The 24862-nt window shown below is 50.8% G+C and carries 25 protein-coding genes and 2 pseudogenes; 22 read left to right on the top strand and 5 right to left on the bottom strand.

All coding sequences use genetic code 11. The annotated features are described in order from the left end of the window. Positions 1 to 59: 59 nt before the first annotated feature. On the bottom strand, positions 60 to 998 hold the full coding sequence (locus tag RVM27_RS10245; protein ID WP_498956510.1) for a LysR family transcriptional regulator: 939 nt from the start codon (positions 996 to 998) through the stop codon (positions 60 to 62). Between the two features lie 157 nt (positions 999 to 1155). On the opposite strand from RVM27_RS10245, the gene speB reads away from it, so the two are divergent. Continuing rightward, positions 1156 to 2061, top strand: coding sequence for an agmatinase (speB, locus tag RVM27_RS10240; RefSeq protein WP_498957766.1), 906 nt, complete (start codon positions 1156 to 1158; stop codon positions 2059 to 2061). 24 nt (positions 2062 to 2085) lie between these two features. On the opposite strand, the gene RVM27_RS10235 is transcribed toward speB, so the two are convergent. Beyond that, the gene (locus tag RVM27_RS10235; RefSeq protein ID WP_498956509.1) at positions 2086 to 2247 is read right to left on the bottom strand and encodes an alpha/beta fold hydrolase; all 162 of its coding nucleotides are present in this window, start codon (positions 2245 to 2247) and stop codon (positions 2086 to 2088) included. A 313-nt stretch (positions 2248 to 2560) separates the two neighbouring features. Between RVM27_RS10235 and dctP (RVM27_RS10230) the strand changes: the two genes are divergently transcribed. From dctP (RVM27_RS10230) to RVM27_RS10215, 4 genes are all read left to right on the top strand, one after another. Continuing rightward, positions 2561 to 3601 (top strand): TRAP transporter substrate-binding protein DctP, encoded by a 1041-nt coding sequence (dctP, locus tag RVM27_RS10230; RefSeq protein ID WP_498956508.1) that lies wholly within the window; start codon positions 2561 to 2563, stop codon positions 3599 to 3601. An 81-nt stretch (positions 3602 to 3682) separates the two neighbouring features. Further along, on the top strand, positions 3683 to 4204 hold the full coding sequence (locus tag RVM27_RS10225; RefSeq protein ID WP_498956507.1) for a TRAP transporter small permease: 522 nt from the start codon (positions 3683 to 3685) through the stop codon (positions 4202 to 4204). Further along, positions 4201 to 5478 (top strand): TRAP transporter large permease, encoded by a 1278-nt coding sequence (locus RVM27_RS10220; RefSeq protein ID WP_498956506.1) that lies wholly within the window; start codon positions 4201 to 4203, stop codon positions 5476 to 5478. The genes RVM27_RS10225 and RVM27_RS10220 overlap by 4 nt, the downstream gene beginning before the upstream one ends. Before the next feature lie 5 nt (positions 5479 to 5483). After that, on the top strand, positions 5484 to 6251 hold the full coding sequence (locus tag RVM27_RS10215; protein WP_498956505.1) for a M15 family metallopeptidase: 768 nt from the start codon (positions 5484 to 5486) through the stop codon (positions 6249 to 6251). Here RVM27_RS10215 and RVM27_RS10210 read toward each other — a convergent pair. Continuing rightward, on the bottom strand, positions 6248 to 7171 hold the full coding sequence (locus tag RVM27_RS10210; protein WP_039174925.1) for a LysR family transcriptional regulator: 924 nt from the start codon (positions 7169 to 7171) through the stop codon (positions 6248 to 6250). The genes RVM27_RS10215 and RVM27_RS10210 overlap by 4 nt on opposite strands. Before the next feature lie 180 nt (positions 7172 to 7351). On the opposite strand from RVM27_RS10210, the gene RVM27_RS10205 reads away from it, so the two are divergent. The 6 genes and pseudogenes from RVM27_RS10205 (at position 7352) to RVM27_RS10180 (ending at position 12908) form a co-directional block, all read left to right on the top strand. Next, a complete protein-coding gene (locus tag RVM27_RS10205; protein WP_498956504.1) occupies positions 7352 to 8215 on the top strand; it encodes a MurR/RpiR family transcriptional regulator in 864 nt (287 codons plus the stop codon). 209 nt (positions 8216 to 8424) lie between these two features. Next, positions 8425 to 9435: a TRAP transporter substrate-binding protein gene (locus RVM27_RS10200; protein ID WP_498956503.1), complete on the top strand. Its 1011-nt coding sequence runs from the start codon at positions 8425 to 8427 to the stop codon at positions 9433 to 9435. 10 nt (positions 9436 to 9445) lie between these two features. Beyond that, positions 9446 to 9958, top strand: a complete 513-nt coding sequence (locus tag RVM27_RS10195) for a TRAP transporter small permease (protein ID WP_498956502.1) — start codon at positions 9446 to 9448, stop codon at positions 9956 to 9958. Beyond that, the gene (locus RVM27_RS10190) at positions 9958 to 11244 is read left to right on the top strand and encodes a TRAP transporter large permease (RefSeq protein ID WP_287804509.1); all 1287 of its coding nucleotides are present in this window, start codon (positions 9958 to 9960) and stop codon (positions 11242 to 11244) included. The genes RVM27_RS10195 and RVM27_RS10190 overlap by 1 nt, the downstream gene beginning before the upstream one ends. 18 nt (positions 11245 to 11262) lie before the next feature. After that, complete coding sequence (locus RVM27_RS10185) at positions 11263 to 11964, top strand: aspartate/glutamate racemase family protein (RefSeq protein ID WP_498956501.1); 702 nt, start codon at positions 11263 to 11265, stop codon at positions 11962 to 11964. A 91-nt stretch (positions 11965 to 12055) separates the two neighbouring features. After that, positions 12056 to 12908, top strand: a pseudogene (locus RVM27_RS10180) (IS5 family transposase). 59 nt (positions 12909 to 12967) lie between these two features. Here RVM27_RS10180 and RVM27_RS10175 read toward each other — a convergent pair. Further along, positions 12968 to 13207, bottom strand: coding sequence for a cupin domain-containing protein (locus RVM27_RS10175; RefSeq protein WP_498956500.1), 240 nt, complete (start codon positions 13205 to 13207; stop codon positions 12968 to 12970). After that, positions 13176 to 13505, bottom strand: a complete 330-nt coding sequence (locus tag RVM27_RS10170; RefSeq protein WP_498956499.1) for a cupin domain-containing protein — start codon at positions 13503 to 13505, stop codon at positions 13176 to 13178. Before RVM27_RS10170 ends, RVM27_RS10175 begins: the two co-directional genes overlap by 32 nt. Before the next feature lie 347 nt (positions 13506 to 13852). On the opposite strand from RVM27_RS10170, the gene RVM27_RS10165 reads away from it, so the two are divergent. The 11 genes and pseudogenes from RVM27_RS10165 to RVM27_RS10115 form a co-directional block, all read left to right on the top strand. Continuing rightward, a complete protein-coding gene (locus RVM27_RS10165) occupies positions 13853 to 14671 on the top strand; it encodes a CoA transferase subunit A (RefSeq protein WP_498956498.1) in 819 nt (272 codons plus the stop codon). Next, positions 14671 to 15444 carry a CoA-transferase subunit beta gene (locus RVM27_RS10160; protein ID WP_498956497.1) on the top strand — a complete coding sequence of 258 codons (774 nt, stop codon included), beginning with the start codon at positions 14671 to 14673 and terminating at the stop codon, positions 15442 to 15444. Before RVM27_RS10165 ends, RVM27_RS10160 begins: the two co-directional genes overlap by 1 nt. A gap of 25 nt (positions 15445 to 15469) precedes the next feature. Then, the gene (gene pcaF / locus RVM27_RS10155; protein ID WP_498957765.1) at positions 15470 to 16690 is read left to right on the top strand and encodes a thiolase family protein; all 1221 of its coding nucleotides are present in this window, start codon (positions 15470 to 15472) and stop codon (positions 16688 to 16690) included. Between the two features lie 111 nt (positions 16691 to 16801). Further along, a complete protein-coding gene (locus RVM27_RS10150) occupies positions 16802 to 18319 on the top strand; it encodes a pyruvate carboxylase subunit B (protein ID WP_498956496.1) in 1518 nt (505 codons plus the stop codon). A gap of 25 nt (positions 18320 to 18344) precedes the next feature. Beyond that, the gene (accB, locus tag RVM27_RS10145; RefSeq protein WP_498956495.1) at positions 18345 to 18869 is read left to right on the top strand and encodes an acetyl-CoA carboxylase biotin carboxyl carrier protein; all 525 of its coding nucleotides are present in this window, start codon (positions 18345 to 18347) and stop codon (positions 18867 to 18869) included. Between the two features lie 27 nt (positions 18870 to 18896). Further along, on the top strand, positions 18897 to 20249 hold the full coding sequence (gene accC / locus RVM27_RS10140; RefSeq protein ID WP_498956494.1) for an acetyl-CoA carboxylase biotin carboxylase subunit: 1353 nt from the start codon (positions 18897 to 18899) through the stop codon (positions 20247 to 20249). 26 nt (positions 20250 to 20275) lie between these two features. Then, positions 20276 to 21280 carry a type 2 periplasmic-binding domain-containing protein gene (dctP, locus tag RVM27_RS10135; protein ID WP_498956493.1) on the top strand — a complete coding sequence of 335 codons (1005 nt, stop codon included), beginning with the start codon at positions 20276 to 20278 and terminating at the stop codon, positions 21278 to 21280. A gap of 58 nt (positions 21281 to 21338) precedes the next feature. Beyond that, the gene (locus RVM27_RS10130) at positions 21339 to 21836 is read left to right on the top strand and encodes a TRAP transporter small permease (RefSeq protein WP_498956492.1); all 498 of its coding nucleotides are present in this window, start codon (positions 21339 to 21341) and stop codon (positions 21834 to 21836) included. Position 21837: 1 nt separating this feature from the next. Then, positions 21838 to 23148 carry a TRAP transporter large permease gene (locus tag RVM27_RS10125; RefSeq protein ID WP_498956491.1) on the top strand — a complete coding sequence of 437 codons (1311 nt, stop codon included), beginning with the start codon at positions 21838 to 21840 and terminating at the stop codon, positions 23146 to 23148. A 47-nt stretch (positions 23149 to 23195) separates the two neighbouring features. Next, on the top strand, positions 23196 to 24143 hold the full coding sequence (locus RVM27_RS10120) for an alpha/beta hydrolase (RefSeq protein ID WP_498956490.1): 948 nt from the start codon (positions 23196 to 23198) through the stop codon (positions 24141 to 24143). Positions 24144 to 24522: 379 nt separating this feature from the next. Further along, a pseudogene (locus tag RVM27_RS10115) lies at positions 24523 to 24843 on the top strand (IS481 family transposase); the annotation flags it as partial. Between the last annotated feature and the right edge of the window lie 19 nt (positions 24844 to 24862).

Below are 24862 nucleotides of genomic sequence, written 5' to 3'. Positions count from 1 at the left end.
CTAAGCGCACAGCGTTTATTGAAGCGGCGTCATCACACACACGACCAAGGGCGTAAACGCTAGCCAGGGGCACGGTGCCGACTGACTTGCGCCGCAAAGGCGGTGAGTTCTTGGTAAAGCCAGACATTGGCAGGCGCATTGGCGTAGAGACTGTGCTGGATCAGCGTCATGGTGAGGGCGGGCAGCGCAGCGGGCGGCGTCACCATGCGTACCGGCAGCATGGCCACGAAGCGCTCGGCCATCTGGCGTGGCAGGGTCATGATGGCATCGGTGAGGGCGACCACGCGGGCAGCGGCAATGTAGTTCAAGTTTCTGGAGATGACACGGCGCGTCAACCCGTGCTGAGCCAGGCAGTTCTCGATGGGGCTAGGCAGCAAGCCGCTGATGTCGGCCAATTCGACGTGCGCCAGCTGAGCAAACACCTCCAGCGCCAGCGCATCCCCCACGTGGGGGTTGTGCTGCGCCACCAGGCACACCAGCTCCTCATGCAGCCAGGGGGTTTGCACCACGCCACTGGGCAGCGACGATTGGCGATCCAGCCCCACCACCATATCCACCTGGCGCTGCTCCAGCGCCTCGTTCAGCACGTCGGGGGTAATCAGCTCTATCGAAAAACTGAGACCGGGCGCACTGCGCAGCAGCTGGCTCAAAAACGCCGGGTACATGACCTCCTCGAAATAATCCGTGGTGGCCAGGGTGAAGTGCCGCGTACTGGTGGCGGCCGCAAAGGTCGCGGGGGGCGCCAGACCCGCCTGCAGGGCGGCCAGGGATTGCTGCACGACCGGCAACAGTGCCAAGGCACGGGGGGTCGGCTGCAGCCCTTGCCCGGAACGCACCAGCAGCGGGTCATCCAGCGCTTCACGCAGGCGCTTGAGCGCATGACTCAGGGCGGGCTGGCTCAAATGGAGCTTTTCCGCCGCACGGGTGACATGGCGCTCGCGCATCAGCATCTCGAAGACGAGCAGCAAATTCAGGTCAAAATGGCGTAACGAACGCATGAGGGCTCACTATCCACAAGATGAATGATTTCATTCTAAACATTCATTTCATTCATCGCCAAAAATTCCTTATCGTCGCGCTTTCTCGCCTCGCGAACCCACGTTTCCCCCGCTGCACGCTGATAGGAGAACACATTAGGTGAACCCATCGCAGATCATGCCGAGCCTGTTTGGTGACGTCATCTCCACCTTCATGGGGGTACCCAAAGCCACCGACCCAAGCGCGACCGACGCCGAGGTCGTGGTCAGCGGTGTGCCGTTTGATCTGGCCTGCTCAGGCCGCTCGGGCACGCGCATGGGGCCTAATGCGATTCGCCAAAGCACGGCCAACCTGATTTGGGAAGGCAAGCGCTGGCCGTGGGATTTTGCGTTGGAAGAGCGCCTGCGGGTGTGCGATGCCGGCAACCTGGACTACGCCTATGGCGAACCAGAAAGCCTGATCGACAACCTGGAAAGCCACGCCATGCGCTGGCTGAAAGCGGGTAAAAAGATGCTCACGCTGGGCGGCGACCACTACATCAGCCTGCCGCTGCTGCGCGCCCATGCCCGTGAACACGGCCCGCTGGCGCTGATTCATTTCGATGCCCACACCGATACTTACGAGCAAGGCACACGCTATGATCACGGCACCATCTTCCATCATGCACTGAAGGAAGGCCTGGTCGTCCCGGAGCATTCACTGCAGATTGGTATTCGCACCAGCTATGACCGCCACAACCACCCTTACGAGGTGCTGGACGCCGACTGGGTGAACGACCACGGCCCGGCGGCAGTGCTGGAGCGCATTCGCGTGCGGGTAGGTCATCACCCCGCCTACGTGACGCTGGACATCGACGGCCTCGACCCGGCCTTTGCGCCCGGCACCGGCACCCCCGTGTGCGGTGGTCTCTCCACGGACCTGATGCTCAAGGTGGTGCGCGGCATGGTCGGCATGGAGCTGGTGGGCATGGACCTGGTGGAAGTCAATCCGGCCTATGATCACGGCGACATTACCTCGCTGGCCGCCGCCACGTTAGGGCTGGAATTCCTCTACACGCTGGCGGCGTCCAAGCCCGTCAAGTGATGGCAAAGCCGCCTGGGCCATCGCTCAGGCAGCTTTGTTCAGCCAGCGAATGACCTGCTCGACGACGGCGTCCGGGTGGGTCATGTGAATGCAATGCCCTTTGGTCGGCATGACGCAAAGCTGGCTGTTGGGCATCAGCTGATGCAACAACCCCAACGTTTTCTGGTACTCGTTCCTACCAGTCAAGTCGCTTAGCGTTATAGATGCCCACAGCGACTGCTTTCCAACAGGTAGAAGGCCCGTTTATCGAGAAGGGTCATAGGCGTCACCAGAATTGTCTCCAGGCGTGGAAAGAGCACTCTTTCGTTGCAATTAAAACAACACTTTCAGGATTGCATAGTCAACACGACAACCTCTACGCTGCTTGAGAGGCCCGTGACTGCCAGCCTGTTCGTTTAACTGACAACTCACAGCAGTTTACTCGGCTCATGACTTATTAAAAAAACAGCGTCACAACAACTTCCCGTCGTCATCTCGCACGGGAACACAGGAGACGAACATGATGTTTGATGCATCTCGCAAGTCGATCAAAACACTAGTCACTGCCTGCCTGGTGGGTAGCGCCATGATGGCCACACAGGCCATGGCACAAACCACCATCAACCTGGGTTACAACGGTGCACCGGACCCCGATAAAAATGCGGTGCATGTGTTTGCCACCAACCTGCAATCACTGGTCGAAGAGAAAACCAATGGTGAGATCCAGCTTCGCCTGTACCCCAATAGCATGTTGGGTGAAGAGCAGGAGCGCATGGAGCAGACCATGAGCTCGCCCATGCTGAATATCGCGTCCTTTGCAGGCGTGTCGCCGATTGCCGATGAAATTTTTGTCAGTGCCATCCCGTTTCTATTCGATGACTTCGATGCTGCACGCGACTTCTTCGATGAAGGCAGCTATTGGCAGGAAGTCGAGAAAGTCGTCAAGGAGCGTTCAGGCATCGACATGTTGGCGGTCGTTGAAGAGGGCGGCTTTCTAGCTTTTACCAACAACAAGACGCCTATCTCTCACCCTGATGACTTCGCAGGTCTGCGTTTTAGAGCCATGGACCCCAGCCAGGTCGCCCTGTACGAAGCCTTTGGCGCATCCGGCACCCCCATCCCGTGGACTGAAGTCTATATGGCGCTGCGTACGGGCGTCGTCGATGGCCAAATGAATCCCCCCATGTACATCATTCTGGGCAGCCTGCATGAGGTACAAACCTACCTCACGCTGGCCAACATCCAGTACTCCAATCAGTTTCTGGTGGGTAACGGCCAGATGATCGAGGGCTGGGAGGAGGAGACGCGCAACGCTTTCCTGGAAGCCGTCGCGGAAGCCAACCAGCAGGCTCGCGAACATAATGAGGCCCAGGTCGAAGAACGCATTGCCTACCTGGAAGAGCAAGGCATGGAAGTCATTCGCCCCTCGGAGGAAGAGCTGCTGGCCTTTCGAGAAATTGGTCAGCCCGCTTACCTCGAATGGCTCAGCGACCGAGGCATTGACCAGCATTGGATAGCACTGGCCCTGGAAGATGTCGGGCAAGAAGAGCTGCTCGACTAACCTCTCGTACTGCGCTCATCCACTCAGCGAGGACAATGATCATGTTGTCCTCGCTGACTTCACCTTGCGGACAAGACTCTCATGCACGCGCTTCGAACTCGCATGCTGGCGGTGACCCGCCCGCTTTCCCTGACGGTGGCTGCCCTGCTGCTGCTCACCAACCTGGGGGTCATCATTTATGGCGTTATCATGCGCTACTTCGTCGGTGGTGCCCCCATCTGGACTGACGAACTTTCCCGCTTTCTCATCATTGGTACGGTACTCATCGCTGCCGGGGCCGTGTGGGTCGAAGGCAGCCATATGCGTGTCGCATTGATGGAGCGCCTACTGCCTGCACCACTGGCACGTTTGCTCAACCTCTATCAATGGCTGTTGACCCTGGGCGTGGCCGTAGGGGCTGCCTGGGTAAGCTATCGCTATGCGCAGTCGGTCAGCATGTTTACGACGTCAGGGTTAGGCGTAAGCCGCACCCTGCCACTCATGTCCATGCCGATTGGGTTTTCGCTGTTGGCCTGGCACGTCTTTTGGTATGGGCCTGCGCCGCTGCCAGGCCTTCTGGAGCCCACTACCCACAAGAAAACTGATGCAGGGAAACCGTCATGATTCTGGCCATGTTAGGCGTCTTTCTGGTACACGTGCTGCTCGGGCTACCGCTGTTCATCGCGCTGCTCACGACGGCACTGGTCGGCTTTTTATTCGTTGACCCGACCATGATCCCGCGCATGATGCCGCAGCAATTCTTTGGCGGTATCAATGCCTTTTCTCTCATGGCCATTCCTCTTTTCATCCTGGCCGGAAACCTGATGAATGCCAGCGGCCTGACCGAGCGGTTGATGGGGCTGGCCCGCTTGCTGGTCGGCCACCTACGCGGAGGCATGGGGCATGTCAACGTGGTGTCCAGCGTCTTTTTTGCAGGCGTCAATGGCTCTGCGGTCGCGGATACCTCGGCACTTGGTTCACTGTTGGTCCCCGCCATGGAAAAAGAGGGCTACTCACGCGCCTTTGCCGCAGGCCTCACCGCCGGTAGTTCGCTCATAGGGCCGATCATCCCTCCGAGTATTTTCATGATCCTGTATGCGTCGCTAACGAATACTTCTGTCGGTGATCTATTCCTGGCGGGCATTATTCCAGGCCTGCTGCTCGGCGCCGCCTTCATGGGCATGAACGCCTGGTACGCCTGGAAAGTGGGCCTGCCGAAAAGCGGCAAACTGCCCAGCGTCAAAGCGATTGGTCTGGCCACGCTCGTCGCGCTGCCAGCGCTCATCGCACCGGTGATCATTGTGGCGGGTATCGTCCTGGGGATCGTCACTCCAACGGAGTCTGGAGCACTCACTGCGCTCTACGTGGCGCTGTGCGGTGTCGTGCTAGGCGGGCTGAGCATCACTCAGTGCTGGCAAGCCATCAAGGATACCGCCCGTTTGACCTCGGCTATTTTCCTGATCATGGCCGCCTCGGCCACGATCAGTTGGTTATTGTCCTACGCCCAGGTGCCTCAGCAGTTCGTCATGCTGCTCGCCCCCTATACGGAGAGCCCAATCATCATATTGCTGCTGCTCAGCGCCATCACCTTCATGACGGGCATGTTCATGGAAGAAGTGTCTGCCCTCATGTTGCTGACACCCATTTTTGCCCCCGTCGCCATGATGGCCGGTATCGATCCGGTGCACCTTGGGGTCATCATCACGCTGAACATCACGATTGCGCTCATCACCCCACCCATGGGTGCCTGCGTCTTTGTGGCAGCCGCCGTGAGCCGACTGGAAATCGTCTCGCTGTTTAAAACCATCTGGCCCTTCGTGCTCACTGCCCTTGCCGTATTGCTGCTACTGATTTTTTTCCCATCGTTGACGTTACTTCTGCCTAGACTACTTGGATAACCGAGATGCCCACTGCTTCAGCCACTGCTTCGACGGCCTTGACGGCCATTCCCGGTCAGCCCTCACCCGACTGGAGCACCGTCAGCCGTATTGCTATTCAAGAGTGTCACGAACGACTGCTTCCCATGAGCCTGGCACCTTCCCCTATCATGGTATTTCCCGCCTACGCCCGTTTGGGTATTCCCGGCGCCATTCCTGAGTGCTTCGTACGTGAAGGGGTATATCGAGCCTTGCTAGCCGTGGCGCGCTCCCTCCCTGAGGGCATCAAGCTACTGGTGCTCGATGGATGGCGACCCTGGCGTGTTCAGCAATACCTGTTCGATACGCTGCATGAAGCGATTCGGCATCAGCACCCTCAGGCAGAAGAGGCAGAGCTACTGACCCGAACACGTGAATTCGTTTCCTTGCCCAGTCGTGACCCTGCTGCGCCTAGCCCCCACCTCACCGGAGGTGCGGTGGATGTCACACTCTGCGATGACGATGGCATCCCGTTGGACATGGGAACGCTGTTCGATGAAGCAGTACCCACGTCCCATACCGACCACTACGAGCACCTCGACACGTCATCCACAGAGCACAGGCACGTACGCGACAACCGTCGGCTGCTTTACCATGCCATGCGCCAACAAGGCTTCACCAATTTGCCCAGCGAGTGGTGGCACTTCGATCTGGGTGACCAGCTATGGGCTCATTATGGAGGTCACCCGCACGCCCGTTACGGCCCGGCAGAGCTCGATACCATCGAAAACCGCTGGCGACGTCACATCCGTTAACACAAGCGAGGGGCATCGGCAGAGAAAAAACGCATACCCCGGCGCAGGTGCTCGACACAAGTAGTCGCGGCGACGGTCAGCTGGCGGCCTTCCAGACTCACGATCTGTGCCCGCGCACCGCTCATGATCGGATAGGCCATGGGCAGTGCAGTGATCTCGCCTCTGGCTATTTCATCGGCAACCGTCAATTCAGGCATGAAAGTCACCCCGATGCCTGAACGCACGAAGTTCTTGAGGACCGACACTGAGTTGGTGTGCAGGCGAGCATCCAGATAGCGGCGTTCCTGATGGGCTACCATATTGACCATCTGGCGCATACCAAACGGGTTATCCATCAGGGCCAACGGCCAAGGCTCGATATCGCTCAGGTGGGCAGCCCGTGACAGACGCACAAGGGGGTGCTCTGGCGGCACGATCAGGTCCAGCGGCTGCCGCGTTTCCACATGGCAATGTATCTGCGGGTCTACGGGGGGCGCATAGAGTAACGCCAGGTCGACTTCCATCTCCTTCACCAGGGTCATGGCTTCATTGACGCCCGCCATGCGAATTTCCACCTTGATACCCGAAAAACGCGACATGAACGCCCCCAGGGGCGCCGCAATCAAATCCGCGATAAACCCTTCACCGACGGCAATGCGCACTTCACCTTGAGCCATTTCCTGAATGGCCATCAATTGGGACAGCACGGCCTCTTCCGACAACCGCTGAGCATGGTAGTGTTGAATGAGCAGCCGTCCTGCCTCGGTAGCCCGCATGCCGCCACCGTGACGCTCGCATAGCTGCACACCCAGCTCCTCCTCCAGGGCTTTCAACTGTCGGCTGAGTGCAGAGGCATCCACATTGATATGCGCGGCGGCCCTCCGCAATGAGCCACGGCGTACCACCTCGTTTAGATATAACAGCGCACGCTGGCTAAGCATGAAAAGTGCCTTTATAAAAGTGACCAACCTTCAGCCCCAAAACTTCTGAAGCGATTCGGGCCTTCAGGGTGCCAAATGACGCAACATCGACCATGAGTTCTCACAGACAAACAGCCATTGATCCAAAAACCAGGTGCAATGCCCTGCCTGCATTTGCTAACTTGCCGAGTGGTGGTCGCTATGGAGATCTCGACGTTGACGGCAAGAAAAGCATCTTTTGTAACGTTAGTAAAAGCGGCGCTGCCAACGTTGCACCCTACCGAGCGTCGTCTGGCAGAGTTCATACTGAACTTTCCAGGCGAGCTGGCGAGCTATACCGCCACCGAGCTCGCTGGCCTGGCAGGGGTATCCAACGCTACGATTACCCGTTTCGTCAAAAAACTGGGCTATCGCTCTTTTGAAGAGGCGCGCCAGCATGTGCGCGATAATCGTGAAGCGGGGGCGGCACTACTGCGGGTAGACGGGCACGATGATCTGCATGGCGAAAGCCTGCTGCATCGTCATATCCATCAAGGTGTCAAGAACCTTGAACATGCTAGCCAGCACTTCTCCCAGGCGACACTGGACGAAGTCGCACAAGCGCTGTTGAGCGCACGCAGGGTATGGGTGTTGGGGTTTCGTAGCAGCCATCCTTTTGCCGCTTACCTCCACTGGCAGATCCTGCAAGTGATCGAAAACACCACACTGCTCCCGCGTGCTGGCGAGACGCTGGCCGAAAGCCTGGTGAGTATAGCGCCCGATGACTGTGTTGTTCTGTTTGGCCTCAAACGTCGCACCGCTGGTCTGGATGGCATCCTGACGCAGTTAGCGGGTAGCCAGGCCAGGGTGTTGTACATCACGGATGAGAGTGCCCCCCATAATACTCAGGTGACCTGGCATACCGTCTGTCGCACGGCGGCGCCAGGGCCCTTATTCAATCATGTGGCTGTGCTGACGCTCTGTCACTTTCTGGCCACGCGGGTCATCGAACTGTCAGGTACTGCAGGACGTCACCGACTGACCAGTATTGAAACCCTCCATGAGGCGCTTGACGAGCTACAGTGACCGCGTCTGGTGCATCACGCATCGATAGCGCTCACCTGTAGTGCAGTTCTCAAGCGCAAACACTCTCTCTTGAAGACTCAGCGACAGGCCAATCTATCGCTATCATGCTGCCAAACAAGGTGAAAAATATTTTTTCCCTAAAACATGGTATGAAAAATGTATTTCTCTTGATGTGCGTTCCTGCTTCCACATTCATAGAGGTCACCTTCATGCCTATGCTTACCCACACTCGACGCTTTGCTCTGACACCGTGGGCTGCCGCCACGTCCTTGCTAGCCCTGACCACCTCCTCCCTCGCGTTTGCCAATCCTATCGATATCCAGATCAACAACACTCTGCCCACGGGCTCGTTTGCGCATATCTTTCTGGAAGAGTTCAGCGATCGCCTGGAGGAAGAAGCACCTGGCCGTTTCAATGTCCGGCTGTTTATGGGTGGCACACTAGGTACAGAAGAAGATGTATTGCAGGGCCTTGGCATGGGGACTCACCACGCCTCCCTCGCAGCGTCGGCGGTGACACAGTTCAATCCACGCACGTCTATCTTCGACCTGCCTTACCTATTTGAAAATCGCGATGATGTGGCTCATTTCATCGACAGCGAGGCCGGCGACATGCTGCGTGACGGCTTCGATGGGACGGGCATGCGTTTGCTGGCGATGTGGGATAACGGCTTCCGAGTCATCACCAACAAGCAGCGGCCCATCGTCACCCCCGAGGATCTCGACGGCCTGCGTATTCGTACTCCCAACAGCCGCCAGCGGGTAGCGATGTTCAATGCGCTAGGGGCCAATGCCACGCCGCTGGCGTTTGGCGAGGTGTATTCCGCGCTCGATCAAGGTGTCATTGACGGTCAGGAAAACCCTGCCCATGTCGCCATGTCTTCACGCCTCTACGAAGTGCAAGAGTACCTGTCAGTCTCTAATCACATTTATCTGCCGACCTTCCTGGTCTTCGGCGAACCCTTCCTCAATCGCCTTGCCGCCGAGGATATTGAGGTGCTTGAGCGAGTGGCCCAGGAGATGAGTGCTTGGACGTTCGATTGGGGCGATGAAGCAGACGCGTCAGTATTGGCCGAGCTCGAGCAGTATCTGACCATTAACACTATCGATTTCGACGCGTTTCAAGAGGCGTCGCTGCCGTTGTATGAGGAGTCCGTGTTCGTGAGCGCCATCGGCCAGGACATGATCGATGCCACGTTAAACGCCATGCGCGACCGCTGAGGGAGCCAACATGACACCGCCCGTTTTTATCCTCGTTGAACAGTGGACCTTACGGCTGCTGGATGCGGTCGTGATTCTGTTGGCAGGTACCCTGCTGGTACTCCTCAACTATGCCGTATTTTCACGCTTCGTGCTCAACTCGTCGGTGTCATGGGGGGAGGAACTGCCCGCCAACCTGCTGGCAGTCCTCACCTTCATCGGTGCTGCTTACCTGACCAAAATCAACGAACACCTCGGCTTTGACAGCGTCCTGCGGCTGATGCCCATGCTATGGCAACGCATCGTATTGAGTATCAACCACGCTTTCATGCTGGCGTTTGCCGTGGCCGTTTTCTACTACGGCACCTTCGCAAGCGTTGGTTTCCATGGGCGCTCGCTGATTTCGATCGACCTGCCGCTGGCGCTATTCCGCTGGGCAATGCCGGTTGGCTTTGCACTGATTGCCATCATCTCGGCATGGCGACTCATCGGCCTGGTGAGCGGCAAAGTCCATCCCACTGACCTCTACCCGGAGACCGACTAATGCCCATGGATCCTGGCTACCTGATTCTGATCATGCTGGTGATGTTCCTCTTCACCGGGATGCCCATTGCTTTCGTGCTGGGCGTGACCGCCATGGTCATGATCATGCTCGACCCCAACGTGATGCCTCAGATCATGGGCATGGTGCCCTTCGGAGGGGCGAACAATTACCTGCTGGTCGCGGCACTGCTGTTCATGATCGCTGGAGAAGTCATGAACCAGGGGCGCATTGCTGAGCGACTTATTAACTTTGCCAGTTCGTTGGTCGGGCATATTCGTGGCGGCCTGGCCCACGTCAACATTCTCACGTCACTGTTTTTCTCTGAAATTTCTGGCACGGCTACATCGGATGCGGCAGCCATCGGTTCGGTGATGATCCCGCAGATGAAAAAGCGCGGCTACGATGTAGCCTTCGCAGCAGCCGTGACGGCCACCTCCGCGACCATGGCGATTATCGTACCGCCAAGCCTTAACCTGATTCTTTATGCTTACGTGTCTGACACGTCTATCGCGCAGCTCTTTGCGGCCGGCATCATTCCGGGGTTCGTGGTCTGCTTCGCGCTGATCATGACCGCGTATATTATTTCAGTGCGCAAGGGCTATCCGATCGAGGGTAAGTTCGACTTCAAGAACGTGCTCAGCACCGGCCGTGAAGCCATCATTCCGATCACTCTGCCAATCCTGATCCTGGGCGGCATTCTGGGCGGCGTTTTCACCCCCACAGAAGCAGGCGCCGTGGCAGCGCTATGGGCCATATTGCTGGCCACCCTCTATTACCGCTCGTTGACCTTCCGCTCACTGCTCGACACCTTGCGGGTGGCAGGCAAGCGTAGCGCCATGCTGATGTTTATCGTGGCGACGTCGACGCTGCTGGGCTGGTACTTGACCAACCAGGGGATCCCCCAGGAAATCGCCGAAGGCATTCTGGGCATCTCTGACAATTACTGGGTCGTGCTGCTGGCGATCAATGTGTTCTTCCTGCTGGCAGGCACCATCGTTCACGGCACACCGGCCATTTTGATGCTGGTCCCTATCTTTCTGCCGCTCGCGGATCAGTTGGGCATTGATCGTGTGCACTTCGGGCTCATTGTGACCATCAACCTGGGTATTGGACAGCAGACGCCGCCCGTTGCCTCCGTGGTGCTGGTGACCTGCTCTATTGCGCGAATCAGCATCGGTGCCATCATCCCAGCGCTACTGTGGTTCCTCGCCGCGATGCTCGTGGTGCTGGCCTTGATCAACGTCTTCCCGGCATTGTCGCTGTGGCTGCCGTCGGTCATTCTTTAATACGACAGGGACTGTGTTATGCGACTTCTCGTCATCAACCCCAACTCGTCTGCCAGCGTTACCCACCATATCGCGGCGGCGGCTCGTTTGGCCGCGGCTCCTGACGACGAGATATGGGCGGTCGAAGCGATCGGGGCGCCGCCACTGATTGTGGATGAGGCCGATGCCCGCCGTGCCGAGCAGGCCGTCGTCAATACCGTACGCGGCATTGAGCAACCCATGGATGGCGTCATCGTCGCGTCTTTCGGTGATACCGGCGCGGATGCCCTGCGCGCCTTCTTGCCCTGCCCGGTGGTCGGCATCGGCCACGCAGCGCTGCTGACCGCTGCGGCGTTGGGAGGCCCTTTTGCGATGGTTTCCTTCGCCCCGGCGGTCGTGCCTTCAATGCGTGCCGTCGTCGAGAGCTACGGAATGCAGCATCTGCTCAGCGACATTCATGTCATCGACATGCCACTGCCCGAGGCACCAGGAGACATTCAGCTGGTCACGGCCGATGCGCTGCTAGCGCTTTGCCGACGCGTCGAGGCGCAAGGCGAGTGCCGCAGCATCATTCTCGCGGGCGGCCCCCTTGCAGGGCTTGCGGCTCAGTTTTCTACACAGCTTTCGTTGCCCGTCATTGATGCACCCACCGCCGCCGTACATTTACTGCGTACACTGCACCAATTTAGCGGCGAACATGGTGTTGAGCCTTCCCCTGCCAGTGTCCAACATGTGCGGTAGTCCTACACTATTGTTACGTTAGCCATAGGTTTTGTCCGAAAAGTCATATCTGCTAAATTTGCCTATGCGATAGCTGCATAGGAGAACCGTCATGGTCGGACGTTATGAAGTCTCTGATAACGGCTGGGCACAGATTGAAGACATTGTATCGCCACCTCAGCTCATGGGGAGGCCTAGGCGAGATGACCGGCAAGTTCTCAACGGTATTTTCTGGGTGCTGTGCTCTGGTGCTAAATGGCGTGATCTGCCTGAGCGCTACGGTCCTTGGTCTACCGCTTATGAACGCTTTCGCAAATGGCGAGATGACGGCACGTTTGAGGCCATTCTTTCTCGCTTACAGCTCAAGTTACGTGAAGACGGCCTGATGGATTTGGATACGTGGATGATTGATTCAACATCGGTTCGTGCCACCCGTGCTGCCGCAGGAGGCGGCAAAAAGGGGCTCTGAAGAACCGCTAGATCATGCCCTTGGCCGCAGTCGCGGGGGGTTAACCACCAAAATTCATTTGGTTTGCGATCGTCATGGTTGGCCTCTGGCATTCACGCTGTTTCCCAGCCAAGAGGCAGACTCTCGGCACTTTATTTCGACATTAGAGAGCGTTTATCTGCCTGGTAACGTAGGGTGCCCGCGCAAACGTAGTCGCTATATGGTGGCTGACAAAGGCTATGACAGCGATGAGCTGCGTCGTTATTGCGATAGGCACGGGATGAAGCCGGTCATAGCTCAATGCAACATGTATCGAAGAAGGCGGCCAGGTCTACCTAGACGGTTTGATAAGCCTAAATATCGACAACGAAATGCGGTAGAACGCTGTTTTAGCTGACTAAAGGAGCTACGCCGCATTGCCACACGCTACGATAAGCTAGCAAGCAGCTTTAGGGCGATGGTATGCGTGGCATGCATAGACCGCTGCCTGCGAGCTAACTTTTCGTACAAAACCTAGCAGCGTAGAGTGTGCAAAAACCTGGGGGTCATTACTTTTTCACCTACTGCTCTTTTTCACTATCTAATTATTTTTTCCAGCTCTTCGATGTCTAATCCAATATTGTTATAATGTTTCTTTGTTGCTTCAAGCTTGGTGAAAACATCTTCATAGCCACAAGCTTCTCCGTGTTCATCGACATAAGTATAACCGCCTTTAACGATAAATAATGTAATCATTTCTTTAACATCGCTTGGGACAAATAGAGTGTGTGTTTCCCCAGGTGGCTCATATGCAAAAGAGCCTTCTTCCTTCAGCAATCCAGTCGTGCTCCAAGTAATGCCATTTGCCTTTTAAAACGAAAGCCTGGACATCTCCAGAGTGGCGATGGCGTGAAAGAAATCCACTTTTCGTAACACGTAATAAATTAACATAATAACCAGAGCTAACATGCAAAAGTAAAGGTTTAAAAGATACGCTTTCTAAAGTTGATGGCACCCACAATTTGTCATCTTCCAAATAATCGGTTAATACATTTTCAAGAATTAAATCAGGCCTCATATAACTAGATTGTGGAAGTTGATACGGCAGTTCACTGTTATTGAATTTCACATTCATCTTATTCACTTTTTCCTATAGCGACGCCAAAAGTCTTTTTGATTCATACTTTATATTTCCTCCCATGTAACTTATCCATTAGTCTAAAAGATATTTTTTCTATATGTAATTAATACTTTGGTAGTGGAAAAAATATGTCTTATTGGCCTGAATAATTTTTAAGATGTTGAAAATAATGAGTTAATTACATTATTGGATTGCTTGAGAAATAAAAAGTCGTGTTGACGTATCGGATGATCGCAACTAGATTGTTCACATAGAAAAAAAATGTTCACCTAGCGAACAAAACAGAATGTTAAAAAATTTCTGCAAATAAATTCATAGGTGATGGAAAATTTGGAGAATATATGGCCGAGTTTCTCAGCTTGCATGGCGCGGTAGCGCGCTACGTCCAAGACGGCGCCACCGTGGCCATGGAAGGCTTTACCCACCTGATTCCCTTTGCCGCGGGTCACGAAGTGATCCGCCAGCAAAAGCGTGATCTGACGCTGATCCGCATGACTCCCGATATCATCTACGACCAAATGATCGGCGCGGGTTGCGCGAAAAAAGTCATCTTCTCCTGGGGTGGCAACCCTGGCGTAGGTTCGCTACACCGCCTGCGCGATGCGGTTGAGAAAGGTTGGCCGTGCAAGATCGAGATTCTTGAGCATAGCCACGCCGCCATGGCCTGTGCTTTTGAAGCCGGTGCTGCAGGTCTGCCGCTGGCGGTTTTTCGCGGCTACATCGGTAGCGAGCTGCCCAGTGTCAACGATCAAATCAAATTCATTGAGTGCCCGTTTACCGGTGAGCGCTTGGCAGCCGTGCCGTCGGTGCGCCCGGATGTTTCGATCATCCACGCCCAGCGGGCAGATCACCATGGCAACGTGTTGGTAGAGGGTATTGTTGGCGTGCAGAAAGAAGCAGTGCTGGCGGCCAAGCAAAGTATCGTGACTGTGGAAGAGATCGTCGATGACCTCAACGCTCACCCCAACGCCTGCGTGATTCCCAGCTGGGCAATCAGCGCCATTGCGGTCGCCGAGAAAGGCGCGCTGCCTTCCTACACCCACGGCTACTACGACCGCAGCAACCGCTTCTATAAAGAGTGGGACGCCATCGCTCGCGACCGTGACACCTTCAACCAGTGGCTTGACGACAACATCTTTAATGCGGGAGGCCAAGCCTAATGAGTCTGGAATACACTTCTTCCGAAATGATGTCGGTCACCGCTGCACGGGCACTGGAAAATGGTATGACCTGCTTTGTGGGCATTGGCCTGCCCTCGGAAGCCGCCAACCTGGCACGTCTTACTCACGCCCCGGATGTGGTGCTGATTTATGAGTCCGGCACGCTGCAGACCAAGCCCGATATTCTGCCGTTATCTATTGGCGATGGTGAGCTGTGCGAATCGGCGCTTACCACCGTGGCGGTGCCCGAAATGTTCCGCTACTGGCTGCAAGGCGGCAAAGTGAGCGTGGGCTTTTTAGGCACCGCACAAATCGACCGCTTTGCTAATTTGAATACCACGCTGATTGGTGATTACAAAGCGCCTAAAGTTCGCCTGCCGGGCGGCGGTGGTGCACCGGAAATCGCCACCAACGCCGGTGAAGTCTTTATCACCCTGAAGCACTCCAAGCGCGCCTTTGTAAAAGATGTCGACTTCGTCACCACGCTAGGCTTTGGCCGCGACGGCAAAGGGCGCGATAACGTGCCCAATATCGGCAAAGGCCCCACCCGGGTGATCACCGACCTGTGTGTGATGAAGCCTGACCCGGACACCAAAGAGCTGGTGGTGGTATCGCTGCACCCTGGCGTAACCCGCGAAGACGTCATTGACGCGACCGGTTGGGAAGTGCGCTTTGCCGAACAGCTTGAAAGCACGCCTGAACCAAGTGCCAATGAGCTTGAAATTCTGCGTGAGCTAAAAGCGCGCACCGAGCGGGCCCACGCGGGCGCATAAGGATTCTGTTATGAGTGATGTTGTTATGAGAGACGTCTTTCTTTGTCATCCCCGCCGCACGGCGGTGGGTCGTTTCGGCGGCACCCTGGCCAGCGTTCGCCCGGACGATTTCGCCGCGAGCATCTTTAAAGCCGTACTGGCGGAAGCACCGGATCTCGACCCCGCGGCCATTGAAGAAGTGTTTATGGGATGCGCCAACCAGGCCGGTGAAGATAACCGCAACGTGGCGCGCATGTCGTCGCTACTCTCGGGCATTCCCACCTCGGTGCCCGGCACCACCATGAACCGTCTGTGTGGCTCAGGCATGGACGCAGTCGGCACGGCGTTTCGCGCCATTAAAGCCGGTGAGATGGAACTGGCGCTGGCGGGCGGCGTGGAATCCATGTCCCGCGCGCCCTATGTGATGGGCAAGGCCGATAGCGCATTTGCCCGCACACAAAAAATTGAAGACACCACCATTGGCTGGCGCCTTATCAACCCGCTGATGAAGAAAGCTTACGGCATTGATTCCATGCCGGAGACGGCAGAGAACGTCGCCGAGCAGTTCACTATCTCCCGGGAAGATCAGGACGCCTTTGCCCTGCGCTCCCAGCAGAAGGCCGCTGCCGCCCAAAAGGCCGGGCGCTTTGCCCAAGAGATCACCGCCATTGAGATCCCGCGCCGCAAGCAGGAGCCGCTGATCTTTGATACCGATGAGCACCTTCGCGAAACTACCCTGGAGAAGCTCGCGGGCTTGCCCACGCCGTTCCGTGAAGGCGGCAGCGTTACCGCAGGCAACGCCTCGGGCGTTAACGACGGCGCGGCGGCGATGCTGGTCGCCAGCGAAGCAGCGGTTAAACAGCATGGCCTGACACCCATGGCGAAGATTATCGGTATGGCCACCGCAGGCGTTGAGCCGCGCATCATGGGCTACGGACCGGTACCGGCCGTGCAGAAGCTGCTTAAGCGTACCGGCATTTCCATGGATGATATCGACGTATTTGAGTTCAACGAAGCCTTTGCCGCCCAGGCGTTAGCCTGTATGCGCGATTTGGGCCTTAAAGACGATGACCCCCGCGTGAACCCCAACGGCGGCGCGATTGCCCTGGGTCACCCGCTGGGAATGTCCGGTGCGCGTCTATTAATGACCGCCGCCCATGAGCTGCAAAACAGCGGCAAGCGCTATGCACTGTGCACCATGTGCGTAGGCGTGGGTCAGGGTATCGCTACGTTGATTGAGAATTTTCAGGCTAATACTAAAAGATAGGGTTGATTTCGCCCAGTGAACAAGTGTTCACTGGGCGTACATGGCTTATATAGATGCATCCTTCAAGTTACTGAGAATAATACAAGGCACCGCCGGTAGGAGGCGTAAGTAATGAAGAATGAAAATCATAAAAGTATCGCATCTGTTTTTGGAGAGGGCGGTCGCCCCAAAAATAGTCGAAGAGAAATTAAGATTATTGACACAACTTTTCGTGATGCACACCAAAGTCTTTGGGCAACACGTATGCGTACTGAACATATGCTAGGAATAGCAAAAACAATGAATGAAATTGGCTTTCATCATATAGATATGATGGCCCCTATTCAGTTTGATGTTTCAGTACGTTATTTAAAGGAAGATCCATGGGAGCGAGTGCGTGAGTTACATAAAGCTGCTCCAGAAACTAATTTTCGCGCGCTGATTCGTTCAAAAAATATTGCTGCATTCGATTTTCTACCAGATGATGTAATTGATGGGTGGGTTGATCAATTATATGATAACGGATTCAGAGTCATTGGAGCTTTTGATGGATTAAATGACGTATCAAATATTGTTCGTTGTTTGAAACGAGCTAAGGAACTTGGAGCATATACGTTTGGTGCTCTTTCTTTCTGTGAAAGTCCTGTTCATACAGATGAACTGTTTGTAAAAACGGCCACTGAACTTATTGAAAAAGCCAATGTTGATGCAATCATGCTCAAAGATGCTGGTGGTCTTCTTACGCCAGAAAGAATTCGTACATTGGTACCTGCAATTAAAGAGGTGATTGGAGACCTACCACTTGAGCTTCATAGTCATTGTCTTACATCACTATGCCCACTAGTTTATTTAGAGGCAGTTGAGTTAGGATGTGATATTTTACATACTTCAATAGCACCTTTAGCAAATGGCGCTGCTCAACCGGCAACGCAAACAATTGTAAAATCATTGCGTGAACTAGGTTATGTTGTAAATGTAGATGATAAAAAAATTGATGGAGTTAGTGAGTACTTCAAAAATATTTGTGAAATAGAAGGCAAGCCCGAAGGCAAACCTGCTGAATACAACCCACTACATTATAAGCACCAGCTTCCAGGCGGTATGTTATCTAATTTTCATGCGCAGCTGGAAACAGCGGGTTTGGGAGATCGTTATGAAGAGCTACTAGAAGAAATTGCTACAGTAAGAAAAGAGCTCGCATGGCCTATTATGATTACTCCTTTTGCCCAGTTTGTAGGTACTCAGGCAGTAATGAATGTTATTTCTGGGGAGCGTTATGGGACAGTTCCAAACGAGATTAAAAAATATGTTCTTGGGTATTATGGGCGTTTGCTAGGTCCAGTAGACTCAGATGTATATAAGAAAATACTTGATAATGGCTCCTCGGAAATTAGCGAGAAACCAACTTCTCCTAAGCCGATGATGAAAGACCTGGCTGGACAATATCCAAATGCAACAAAAGATGAACTGTTGTTACGCGCTATGTTTGCCGGAAACCAAGTTGATGGAATGAAAGAGGCTATTGCTAATGGAGAATCTGGTGATGATTACAATGGCGAATTAGTCTCCTTTATTAAAGGTCTTGCCAGTGGAGATGAAAAGCAGGTAAGCCTGTCAACTGGAAGTTTTAAAGTTTCAATTTCACGTTAATTTTCACATAAACAGGAGATTTAAAATGAATGATTTGAATATCAACCTAAACGATCTTAAGCAATTGACAAAATGGGTAAAAGAGAGCAGTGACATTCGAGAGCTGTCACTTTCATATAATGGACTTGAGCTTTTTATTAGTCGTAATGAAAATACACAGCGTTCAGCTGTCAGTGAAGCTCCGGTAGCTACACCGGTAGTACCTAGTAAGGCCAATGAAACAAAAGAGGTAGAAGCTAAGGAGCCAGTTAGCGTAGCACCCACTGAAACGAAAGCATCTTCGAAAGATGATATCTCTATTGGTGAAAACGAGCATTTAATTACAGCGCCAATGGTAGGTACTTTTTATAAGTCGCCCAAACCTGGTGCTGCTGCTTTCGTGGAAGTGGGGCAGAAAGTAACTCCAAAGACAATTGTATGTATTATTGAAGTTATGAAATTAATGAATAATCTTGAAGCTAAAGTGGACGGTCGAATCAAAGAAATTTATGTTGAAGACCAGCAGCCTGTAGAGTTTGGTCAGCCCATTATGCTTATTGAGAAAGAATAAAATTTTTTCTAAAAAAATAGGTATTTTATGTTAAACAAAATAAAAAGTGTCATGATTGCGAACCGGGGCGAAATTTCGCTCCGTATAGTCAGAGCGTGTAAAGAGCTTGGTGTAAAAAGTGTAGCTGTATATTCCGAAGCTGATAAAGATACTTTGGCCGTTAAGCTGGCTGATGAGTCTATTTGTATTGGCCCTGCTCCAGCCCAAGCAAGTTACCAAAATCAGGATGCAATAATTAGCGCTGCTTTATCATTTGGAGTAGATGCTATTCATCCTGGGTATGGGTTTCTATCTGAGAAAGCTAATTTTGCTATAAAATGTGAAGAAAATGGCATAGTTTTTATCGGGCCATCTTCAGAGATCATTGGCAAGATGGGAGATAAAATAGAAGCTAGAAAAATAGCAGATTCAGCTTCTGTACCTACTATACCTGGTTCTGATGGAGTCGTAACGGAGTTTAAAAAGGCTCTTGAAATAGCTGAGAGCATTGGTTTCCCACTACTTATAAAGGCTTCTGCTGGCGGAGGCGGTCGTGGGATGAGGGTTGTCAAGTCAGGAGACACTTTGGAGCAAGACCTAAATGAAATAATGTCTGAGGCAGAAGTTGCTTTTGGTGACTCATCTGTTTACATTGAAAAATATTTAACAGATATACGTCATATTGAAGTTCAATTGCTTGCTGATGGGAAAAACTGTATTCACTTGGGAGAGCGTGATTGTACTGCTCAGAGACGTAATCAAAAACTAGTAGAAGAAGGGCCTTCTCCGGTATTAAGTGATAAGCAACGCGACGACCTTTGTAAGTCAGCAGTACGCCTAGCAGAAAAAGTTAATTATAAAAGTGCAGGTACAGTTGAGTATGTTTTTGATAATATTGATAGAAAATTTTATTTCATAGAAATGAATACCCGTGTTCAGGTTGAGCACCCTGTTTCAGAGATGATTACAGGAATAGATATTATTAAAGAGCAAATTAAAATTGCTGATGATCAACTGTTGAAAATTAAACAAAAAGACATTGTTTTGAATGGCCATGCTATAGAATGTCGTTTGAATGCAGAAGATCCTGAAAATGGGTTTATGCCTTGTCCAGGTACTATTTCTTATTACCGTCCACCAGGTGGATTTGGTATTCGCATGGATAGCCATTTGGAAAGTGGCTATAAAATACCTCCTTATTATGATTCGATGATTGGAAAATTAATTTGTTGGGGTTATGATCGAAATGAAGCGATTGTTAGGATGACAAGAGCTCTTTCAGAAATGAAAGTTGATGGTGTCAAAACTACAGCAAGCTTTCATAGCAAATTGATCAATAGTGAACAGTTTAAGTCTGGAGAATTTAATACTGTTTTTGTTGCCAGTTTGCTTGAAAAATAGATATAAATACAATTAGGAGAAATTCCATGAGTGCATTTTCAAAAACAATGAAACATTGTGCAGTTGCCTTAGCTGTTACTACAACTGCGGGCCTAGGTGGAGTATCTAAAGCTGAAGCTCAGCAATTAAATATGCTGTCAGGGTATCCTTCTAATTTTGCGTGGTATAGGGAAATTGGACCTTCATTTATTGAAATGGTGGATGAAATATCTGAAAGTAATATTCAGATTAATTTCCAAGGTCCTGATGTTGTTCCACCTTTTGAGCAGCTACAGCCTGTGCAGGCTGGAGCATTTGACCTGCTATTTACTCATGCAGCGTATCATTCTGGAACTACTGCTGTTGGACTATCTCTCGATGCTATTGATGTTGATCCAGTTAAACGCCGTGAAGAAGGTTTAATTGACTATATTGATGAACACTACCAAGAGCTTGGGTTAAAGCTTATTTCTGCACCCTCTACGGGAACCAAGGGTTTTCGCTTCTATTTGCGTGATCCTATTACAGATGAACCTGGCCTAGATGGCCGTCGTATAAGAGGCACTGTATCTTACCAGTCGATGATTGAAGAGCTTGGTGGATCTCAGGTTAATATGCCTGTCACAGACATCTACACTGCTCTGCAAAGGGGCGTAGTTGATGGTGCTGCTTGGGGGCTAACAGGTGCAAGCGATTTACAGTGGCATGAAATCATTGATTATATGACTGCTCCTGCATTTGGGCAGGTAGGTGTCATGATTTTTATGAACTTAGACCGTTGGAATTCGTTGGATAGCAGTGCTCAAGAGATTTTAATTGAGGCAGGAAAGCAAATTGAAATTGATTCGGTATCGCATTTTGATGTTTTACAACAAGAAGAGGAGGAGTTCCTAATCGAGAATGGCATGGAGATCACATCTTTTAGCCAATCTGAAGCGGATGCACATGAGCAGCTATGGGCTGAAGGCGTGTGGAAAGTTGCAGAAGAGCAAAGTGGTGATGCTGCTCGATTGCTGCGTGAAATGGCTATTTCAGCTGATATGACATACTAATTCAAGCTTTTAATCATATGGCCGGATTAAAATTCCGGCCATATAGGGTTTTAATATAATGTTTACAAAAATCGTAGACTGTATAACTAAAGCTTTCTTTATCTTAGCTTCTTTAGCTTTGGCATCAATTGTTGTACTTTATTGTACAGAAATAGTAATGCGATACTTTTTTGCTTCTCCTACATCATGGGCCCCCGATGTTATTACTTTCCTCTTTTGTGCTTCTTTAATGTTGGCAATGCCAGAAGTAACGCGTGAAAATGGACATATAGCCGTTTCCATTATACTTGATTTCTCTTCTCATGGCTTTGCTAATAAACTGAGAGTGATACTCTATGCACTATCAGCAGTTGTGATGATTTATGTGTTCTACATAACTTTGATGGAGCTTCTTCGCTTATACGAAAATGGGATTAACACACTGGGTTCTTTTCGTATACGTAAATGGATAGTTTTTGCGTTTATTCCATTGGGAATTGGTTTGTCGGCAATTCAGTTTTTAATTTTGCTTAAACAGCAAGTTTCTGAGACCTTTTTGAATAAAAGTGGAGCCTGATATGGAATGGTATTGGATACTTACGGTTTCTTTTTTATTGCTTTTTATGCTTATGGGGATAGGGCTGCCTGTTTTTGTCGCTTTCTTAATTGCCAACTTGCTGGGTGTTTTAGTAACCCTTGGTGAGAGAGGGTTTGGCATGTTTAGCAATAGTCTATATGAAACCTTGACTTCGGAGAGTTTCGTCACTATCCCCTTGTTTGTGCTTATGGGTGAAATATTATTTAGATCTGGTTCCGTAGACGTTTTATCATCAGCTCTTGACAAATGGATAGGCAAAGTTAATGGCCGAATGTATTACTTAGTAATTGCGCTTTCAACTATTTTTGGAGCATTGTCGGGAGCTGCAGCAGCTGTAGCAGCAATGTTAGGCCGGTCAGCTCTACCTAAAATGCAAAAGCTAGGTTATGATACAAATTTGACAAATTTTACTATTCTTGGTGGTGCTTCTTTGGCACCGATAATTCCTCCAAGTTTGCTCGTAATTGTAATTGGCTCGTTAGTAAGAGATACTTCGATTGCCGGACTTCTCATCGCAGGCATTATACCTGGGCTATTGATAGCTCTAATCCTCTTTGCTTTTGTATATTATAGGGTTTCAAAAAACCCAGATCTATCCCCTAGTAATACTGAAGAAGTTATAAAAGTTACTAATAGGGAAAAACTTTTCGAGCTAGTTAAAGTTTCTCCTTTCTTTATTGTTATTTTTTCTGTCATGGGTCTTATCTTATTAGGTGTTGCTACACCTTCTGAGGCTGCTGCAACAGGCGTAGTTGGAGCGATGATTACAGCAGCGATATACAGATCGTTAAGTTTGAAAATGCTATGGGATGGTTTGCACTCATCTGCAAAAATAAGTTTGATGATTATAATTATAGTCGCTAGTTCAAAACTTTTTGGTCAACTTCTTTCGTTTATGGGAGCTACTTCAGGTTTAATTAATTTTGTTAGCACTATGGAGCTGAGTGATTGGATGATGTTTTTCATTTTGATGCTCATTCCATTCGTTCTTTGTATGTTTATTGATCAATTTGCTTTTATATTGCTAGCAATACCATTATATGCACCTGTTGTCAGTGCATATGATTTTGATCCAATCTGGTTTTGGACAATTTTCTTAATTAACTTAACAGTAGGGAGCTTAACGCCGCCTTTCGGTTATACGCTCTTTGCGTTAAAAGGAGCAGCAAACGATGTCTTGATTTCTGATATATATAGAAGTTCTTGGCCTGTTGTGGTTTTGTTTATGTCATCAATTGTGCTGTTTTATTTTTTCCCGCAAATCATCACTTTTTTACCAAACTTTTTTTAGACTAAAGAGGTGCTCATGGAGCACCTCTTTAAGGGATGCTTTTACTAATGGTTATAGAAAATAAATTCAATATATTAGTTGATGCACATAGAGGTCATAGGATATGTGTGAGGGAGTTTGTTGAAGATGAGGTAGTGGATATAAGAAAACCGCCATTGCTTCTTGTGCATGGTGCAACGATAGCTTCTGAACTATGGGTTAACGATGATAGGAAGAGGTCCTGGTGTCATCAATTAGCAGAGAGAGGGTTTAATGTTTTTACATTTGATTTTCTGGGCTTTAGAGAGTCTAGTGTAGATGAATATGAAAATTTATCTATTTTAGATACAAGATCGTATAAATCCGCTGATCATTTAAATTCTGTTGTTAATTTTATCAAAAAATATACCGGGAGCTTTTTTTTGGATGTTATGTCATGCTCATGGGGTACAGTGGTTTTGACTAAATTTTTATCTTTAGATATTAGTCAAAGTATTCGCAGAGCTGTCTTTTTCGCTCCTATTTATAATGATGATAAAGCAGGCTCGTATTGGAAATCGAAGTACGAAGCAATACCACAAGTAAATGGTATCAAAGCAGGATATGTTTATATCAACAAATACGATTTTGTATCTAGGTGGAATGAAGAGATTCCTCTTTTGGAAAAAAATATTTGGCGTAGTCAGTCAGTATTAAATTCTATTATTGATAATACAATAAATAAATCTACTTCTTCGGGTGATAGCTTTATCGTTCCCACTGGCCCATTAGCTGACTTGTATGACATTTTTAATGGGTTTCAAGTACACGACTCTACGGAAGTTAACATACCTTCTTTAGTTGTTCGTGGTGATCATGACTTAACGTCAACTTTTTTATCTTCAAAGTTGTTTTATGACAATATTTCATGTTGTGAAAAAAAGTATCTTACAATTTCTGATGGTTCACATTTTGTTATTTTAGAAGAAAAATTTGAAGATATACTTTGTGAGGTTTTAAATTTTTTAGGGAAATAATATATGACTTCTTGATAATTGACAATAAGCCGCGATTTGTATGTTCACTTTGAAAATTTCTCTTAGGCTTGATTTTGTCGGCGCTTTTCAAACAGTTGTATAAATATGCTGCCTATAATCAGCTGGCTTATTAGGCCTTGTACAAAAAATTGGTAAGCGAGCCACTAAACTATTTAGTCAGATTTCGCTTAGACCGGTAATGTCTCTTTACACTGCCACCCCCTCTGTCAGCTTAGTTGTGTGTGCCACAGCAATGCGAGGGCCTAACGATAATTATTCGCTCATAGCTGTAGGGTCCCGGATGATCAAATCGCCTATAGGAGTTATCCTCTGCTAGCCGCCAGGGAGCTTCTTCAGCAATTCATCCGGGAACAGGTTCATGAACATCAAGCTGCATAAACAAGCGACGACGACACCGAAGATCCGTGCCGAGATCCAGGCAGCGCCTTCCAGCATCACGGATAGCGAACTGGCCCGGCAGTATGGTGTCGCTACTGCGACCATCCGGCGATGGCGTTACCGCGACGATGTCCATGACCGACCGCATACCCGTCACAACCTCCTGGCCACGCTCACAGCTGAGCAGGAGACGGCTCGTGAGTTCCTGCGCCTCGGCTTGGATGACCTCCTCGTCGTGGCGCGTGAGTTCCTGAGCCCAGGCTTGTCGCGCTCTGCCTTGCATCGCATGCTCAAGCGTAAGCGTTCATTCCAAGACGTAG

It is taken from the genome of Halomonas sp. KM007 (assembly GCF_050709225.1).
Classification (GTDB): Bacteria; Pseudomonadota; Gammaproteobacteria; order Pseudomonadales; family Halomonadaceae; genus Vreelandella; species Vreelandella hamiltonii.
The sequence above is the reverse complement of the archived record's forward strand: the minus strand, read 5'-3'. Positions and strand labels throughout refer to the sequence as shown.

What these genes read in the sequence shown, in the direction of transcription:
- RVM27_RS10225 (WP_498956507.1), top strand. Translation starts at nt 3,683, where the DNA reads ATGCACGCGCTTCGAACTCGCATGCTGGCGGTGACCCGCCCGCTTTCC.
- RVM27_RS10125 (WP_498956491.1), top strand. Translation starts at nt 21,838, where the DNA reads ATGGAATGGTATTGGATACTTACGGTTTCTTTTTTATTGCTTTTTATG.
- RVM27_RS10185 (WP_498956501.1), top strand. Translation starts at nt 11,263, where the DNA reads ATGCGACTTCTCGTCATCAACCCCAACTCGTCTGCCAGCGTTACCCAC.
- RVM27_RS10195 (WP_498956502.1), top strand. Translation starts at nt 9,446, where the DNA reads ATGACACCGCCCGTTTTTATCCTCGTTGAACAGTGGACCTTACGGCTG.
- RVM27_RS10165 (WP_498956498.1), top strand. Translation starts at nt 13,853, where the DNA reads ATGGCCGAGTTTCTCAGCTTGCATGGCGCGGTAGCGCGCTACGTCCAA.
- RVM27_RS10170 (WP_498956499.1), bottom strand. Translation starts at nt 13,505, where the DNA reads ATGAATGTGAAATTCAATAACAGTGAACTGCCGTATCAACTTCCACAA.
- RVM27_RS10200 (WP_498956503.1), top strand. Translation starts at nt 8,425, where the DNA reads ATGCCTATGCTTACCCACACTCGACGCTTTGCTCTGACACCGTGGGCT.
- dctP (WP_498956508.1), top strand. Translation starts at nt 2,561, where the DNA reads ATGATGTTTGATGCATCTCGCAAGTCGATCAAAACACTAGTCACTGCC.
- RVM27_RS10160 (WP_498956497.1), top strand. Translation starts at nt 14,671, where the DNA reads ATGAGTCTGGAATACACTTCTTCCGAAATGATGTCGGTCACCGCTGCA.
- accC (WP_498956494.1), top strand. Translation starts at nt 18,897, where the DNA reads ATGTTAAACAAAATAAAAAGTGTCATGATTGCGAACCGGGGCGAAATT.
- RVM27_RS10245 (WP_498956510.1), bottom strand. Translation starts at nt 998, where the DNA reads ATGCGTTCGTTACGCCATTTTGACCTGAATTTGCTGCTCGTCTTCGAG.
- RVM27_RS10210 (WP_039174925.1), bottom strand. Translation starts at nt 7,171, where the DNA reads ATGCTTAGCCAGCGTGCGCTGTTATATCTAAACGAGGTGGTACGCCGT.
- RVM27_RS10220 (WP_498956506.1), top strand. Translation starts at nt 4,201, where the DNA reads ATGATTCTGGCCATGTTAGGCGTCTTTCTGGTACACGTGCTGCTCGGG.
- accB (WP_498956495.1), top strand. Translation starts at nt 18,345, where the DNA reads ATGAATGATTTGAATATCAACCTAAACGATCTTAAGCAATTGACAAAA.
- pcaF (WP_498957765.1), top strand. Translation starts at nt 15,470, where the DNA reads ATGAGAGACGTCTTTCTTTGTCATCCCCGCCGCACGGCGGTGGGTCGT.
- speB (WP_498957766.1), top strand. Translation starts at nt 1,156, where the DNA reads ATGCCGAGCCTGTTTGGTGACGTCATCTCCACCTTCATGGGGGTACCC.
- RVM27_RS10190 (WP_287804509.1), top strand. Translation starts at nt 9,958, where the DNA reads ATGCCCATGGATCCTGGCTACCTGATTCTGATCATGCTGGTGATGTTC.
- RVM27_RS10130 (WP_498956492.1), top strand. Translation starts at nt 21,339, where the DNA reads ATGTTTACAAAAATCGTAGACTGTATAACTAAAGCTTTCTTTATCTTA.
- RVM27_RS10205 (WP_498956504.1), top strand. Translation starts at nt 7,352, where the DNA reads ATGGAGATCTCGACGTTGACGGCAAGAAAAGCATCTTTTGTAACGTTA.
- dctP (WP_498956493.1), top strand. Translation starts at nt 20,276, where the DNA reads ATGAGTGCATTTTCAAAAACAATGAAACATTGTGCAGTTGCCTTAGCT.
- RVM27_RS10120 (WP_498956490.1), top strand. Translation starts at nt 23,196, where the DNA reads ATGGTTATAGAAAATAAATTCAATATATTAGTTGATGCACATAGAGGT.
- RVM27_RS10215 (WP_498956505.1), top strand. Translation starts at nt 5,484, where the DNA reads ATGCCCACTGCTTCAGCCACTGCTTCGACGGCCTTGACGGCCATTCCC.
- RVM27_RS10150 (WP_498956496.1), top strand. Translation starts at nt 16,802, where the DNA reads ATGAAGAATGAAAATCATAAAAGTATCGCATCTGTTTTTGGAGAGGGC.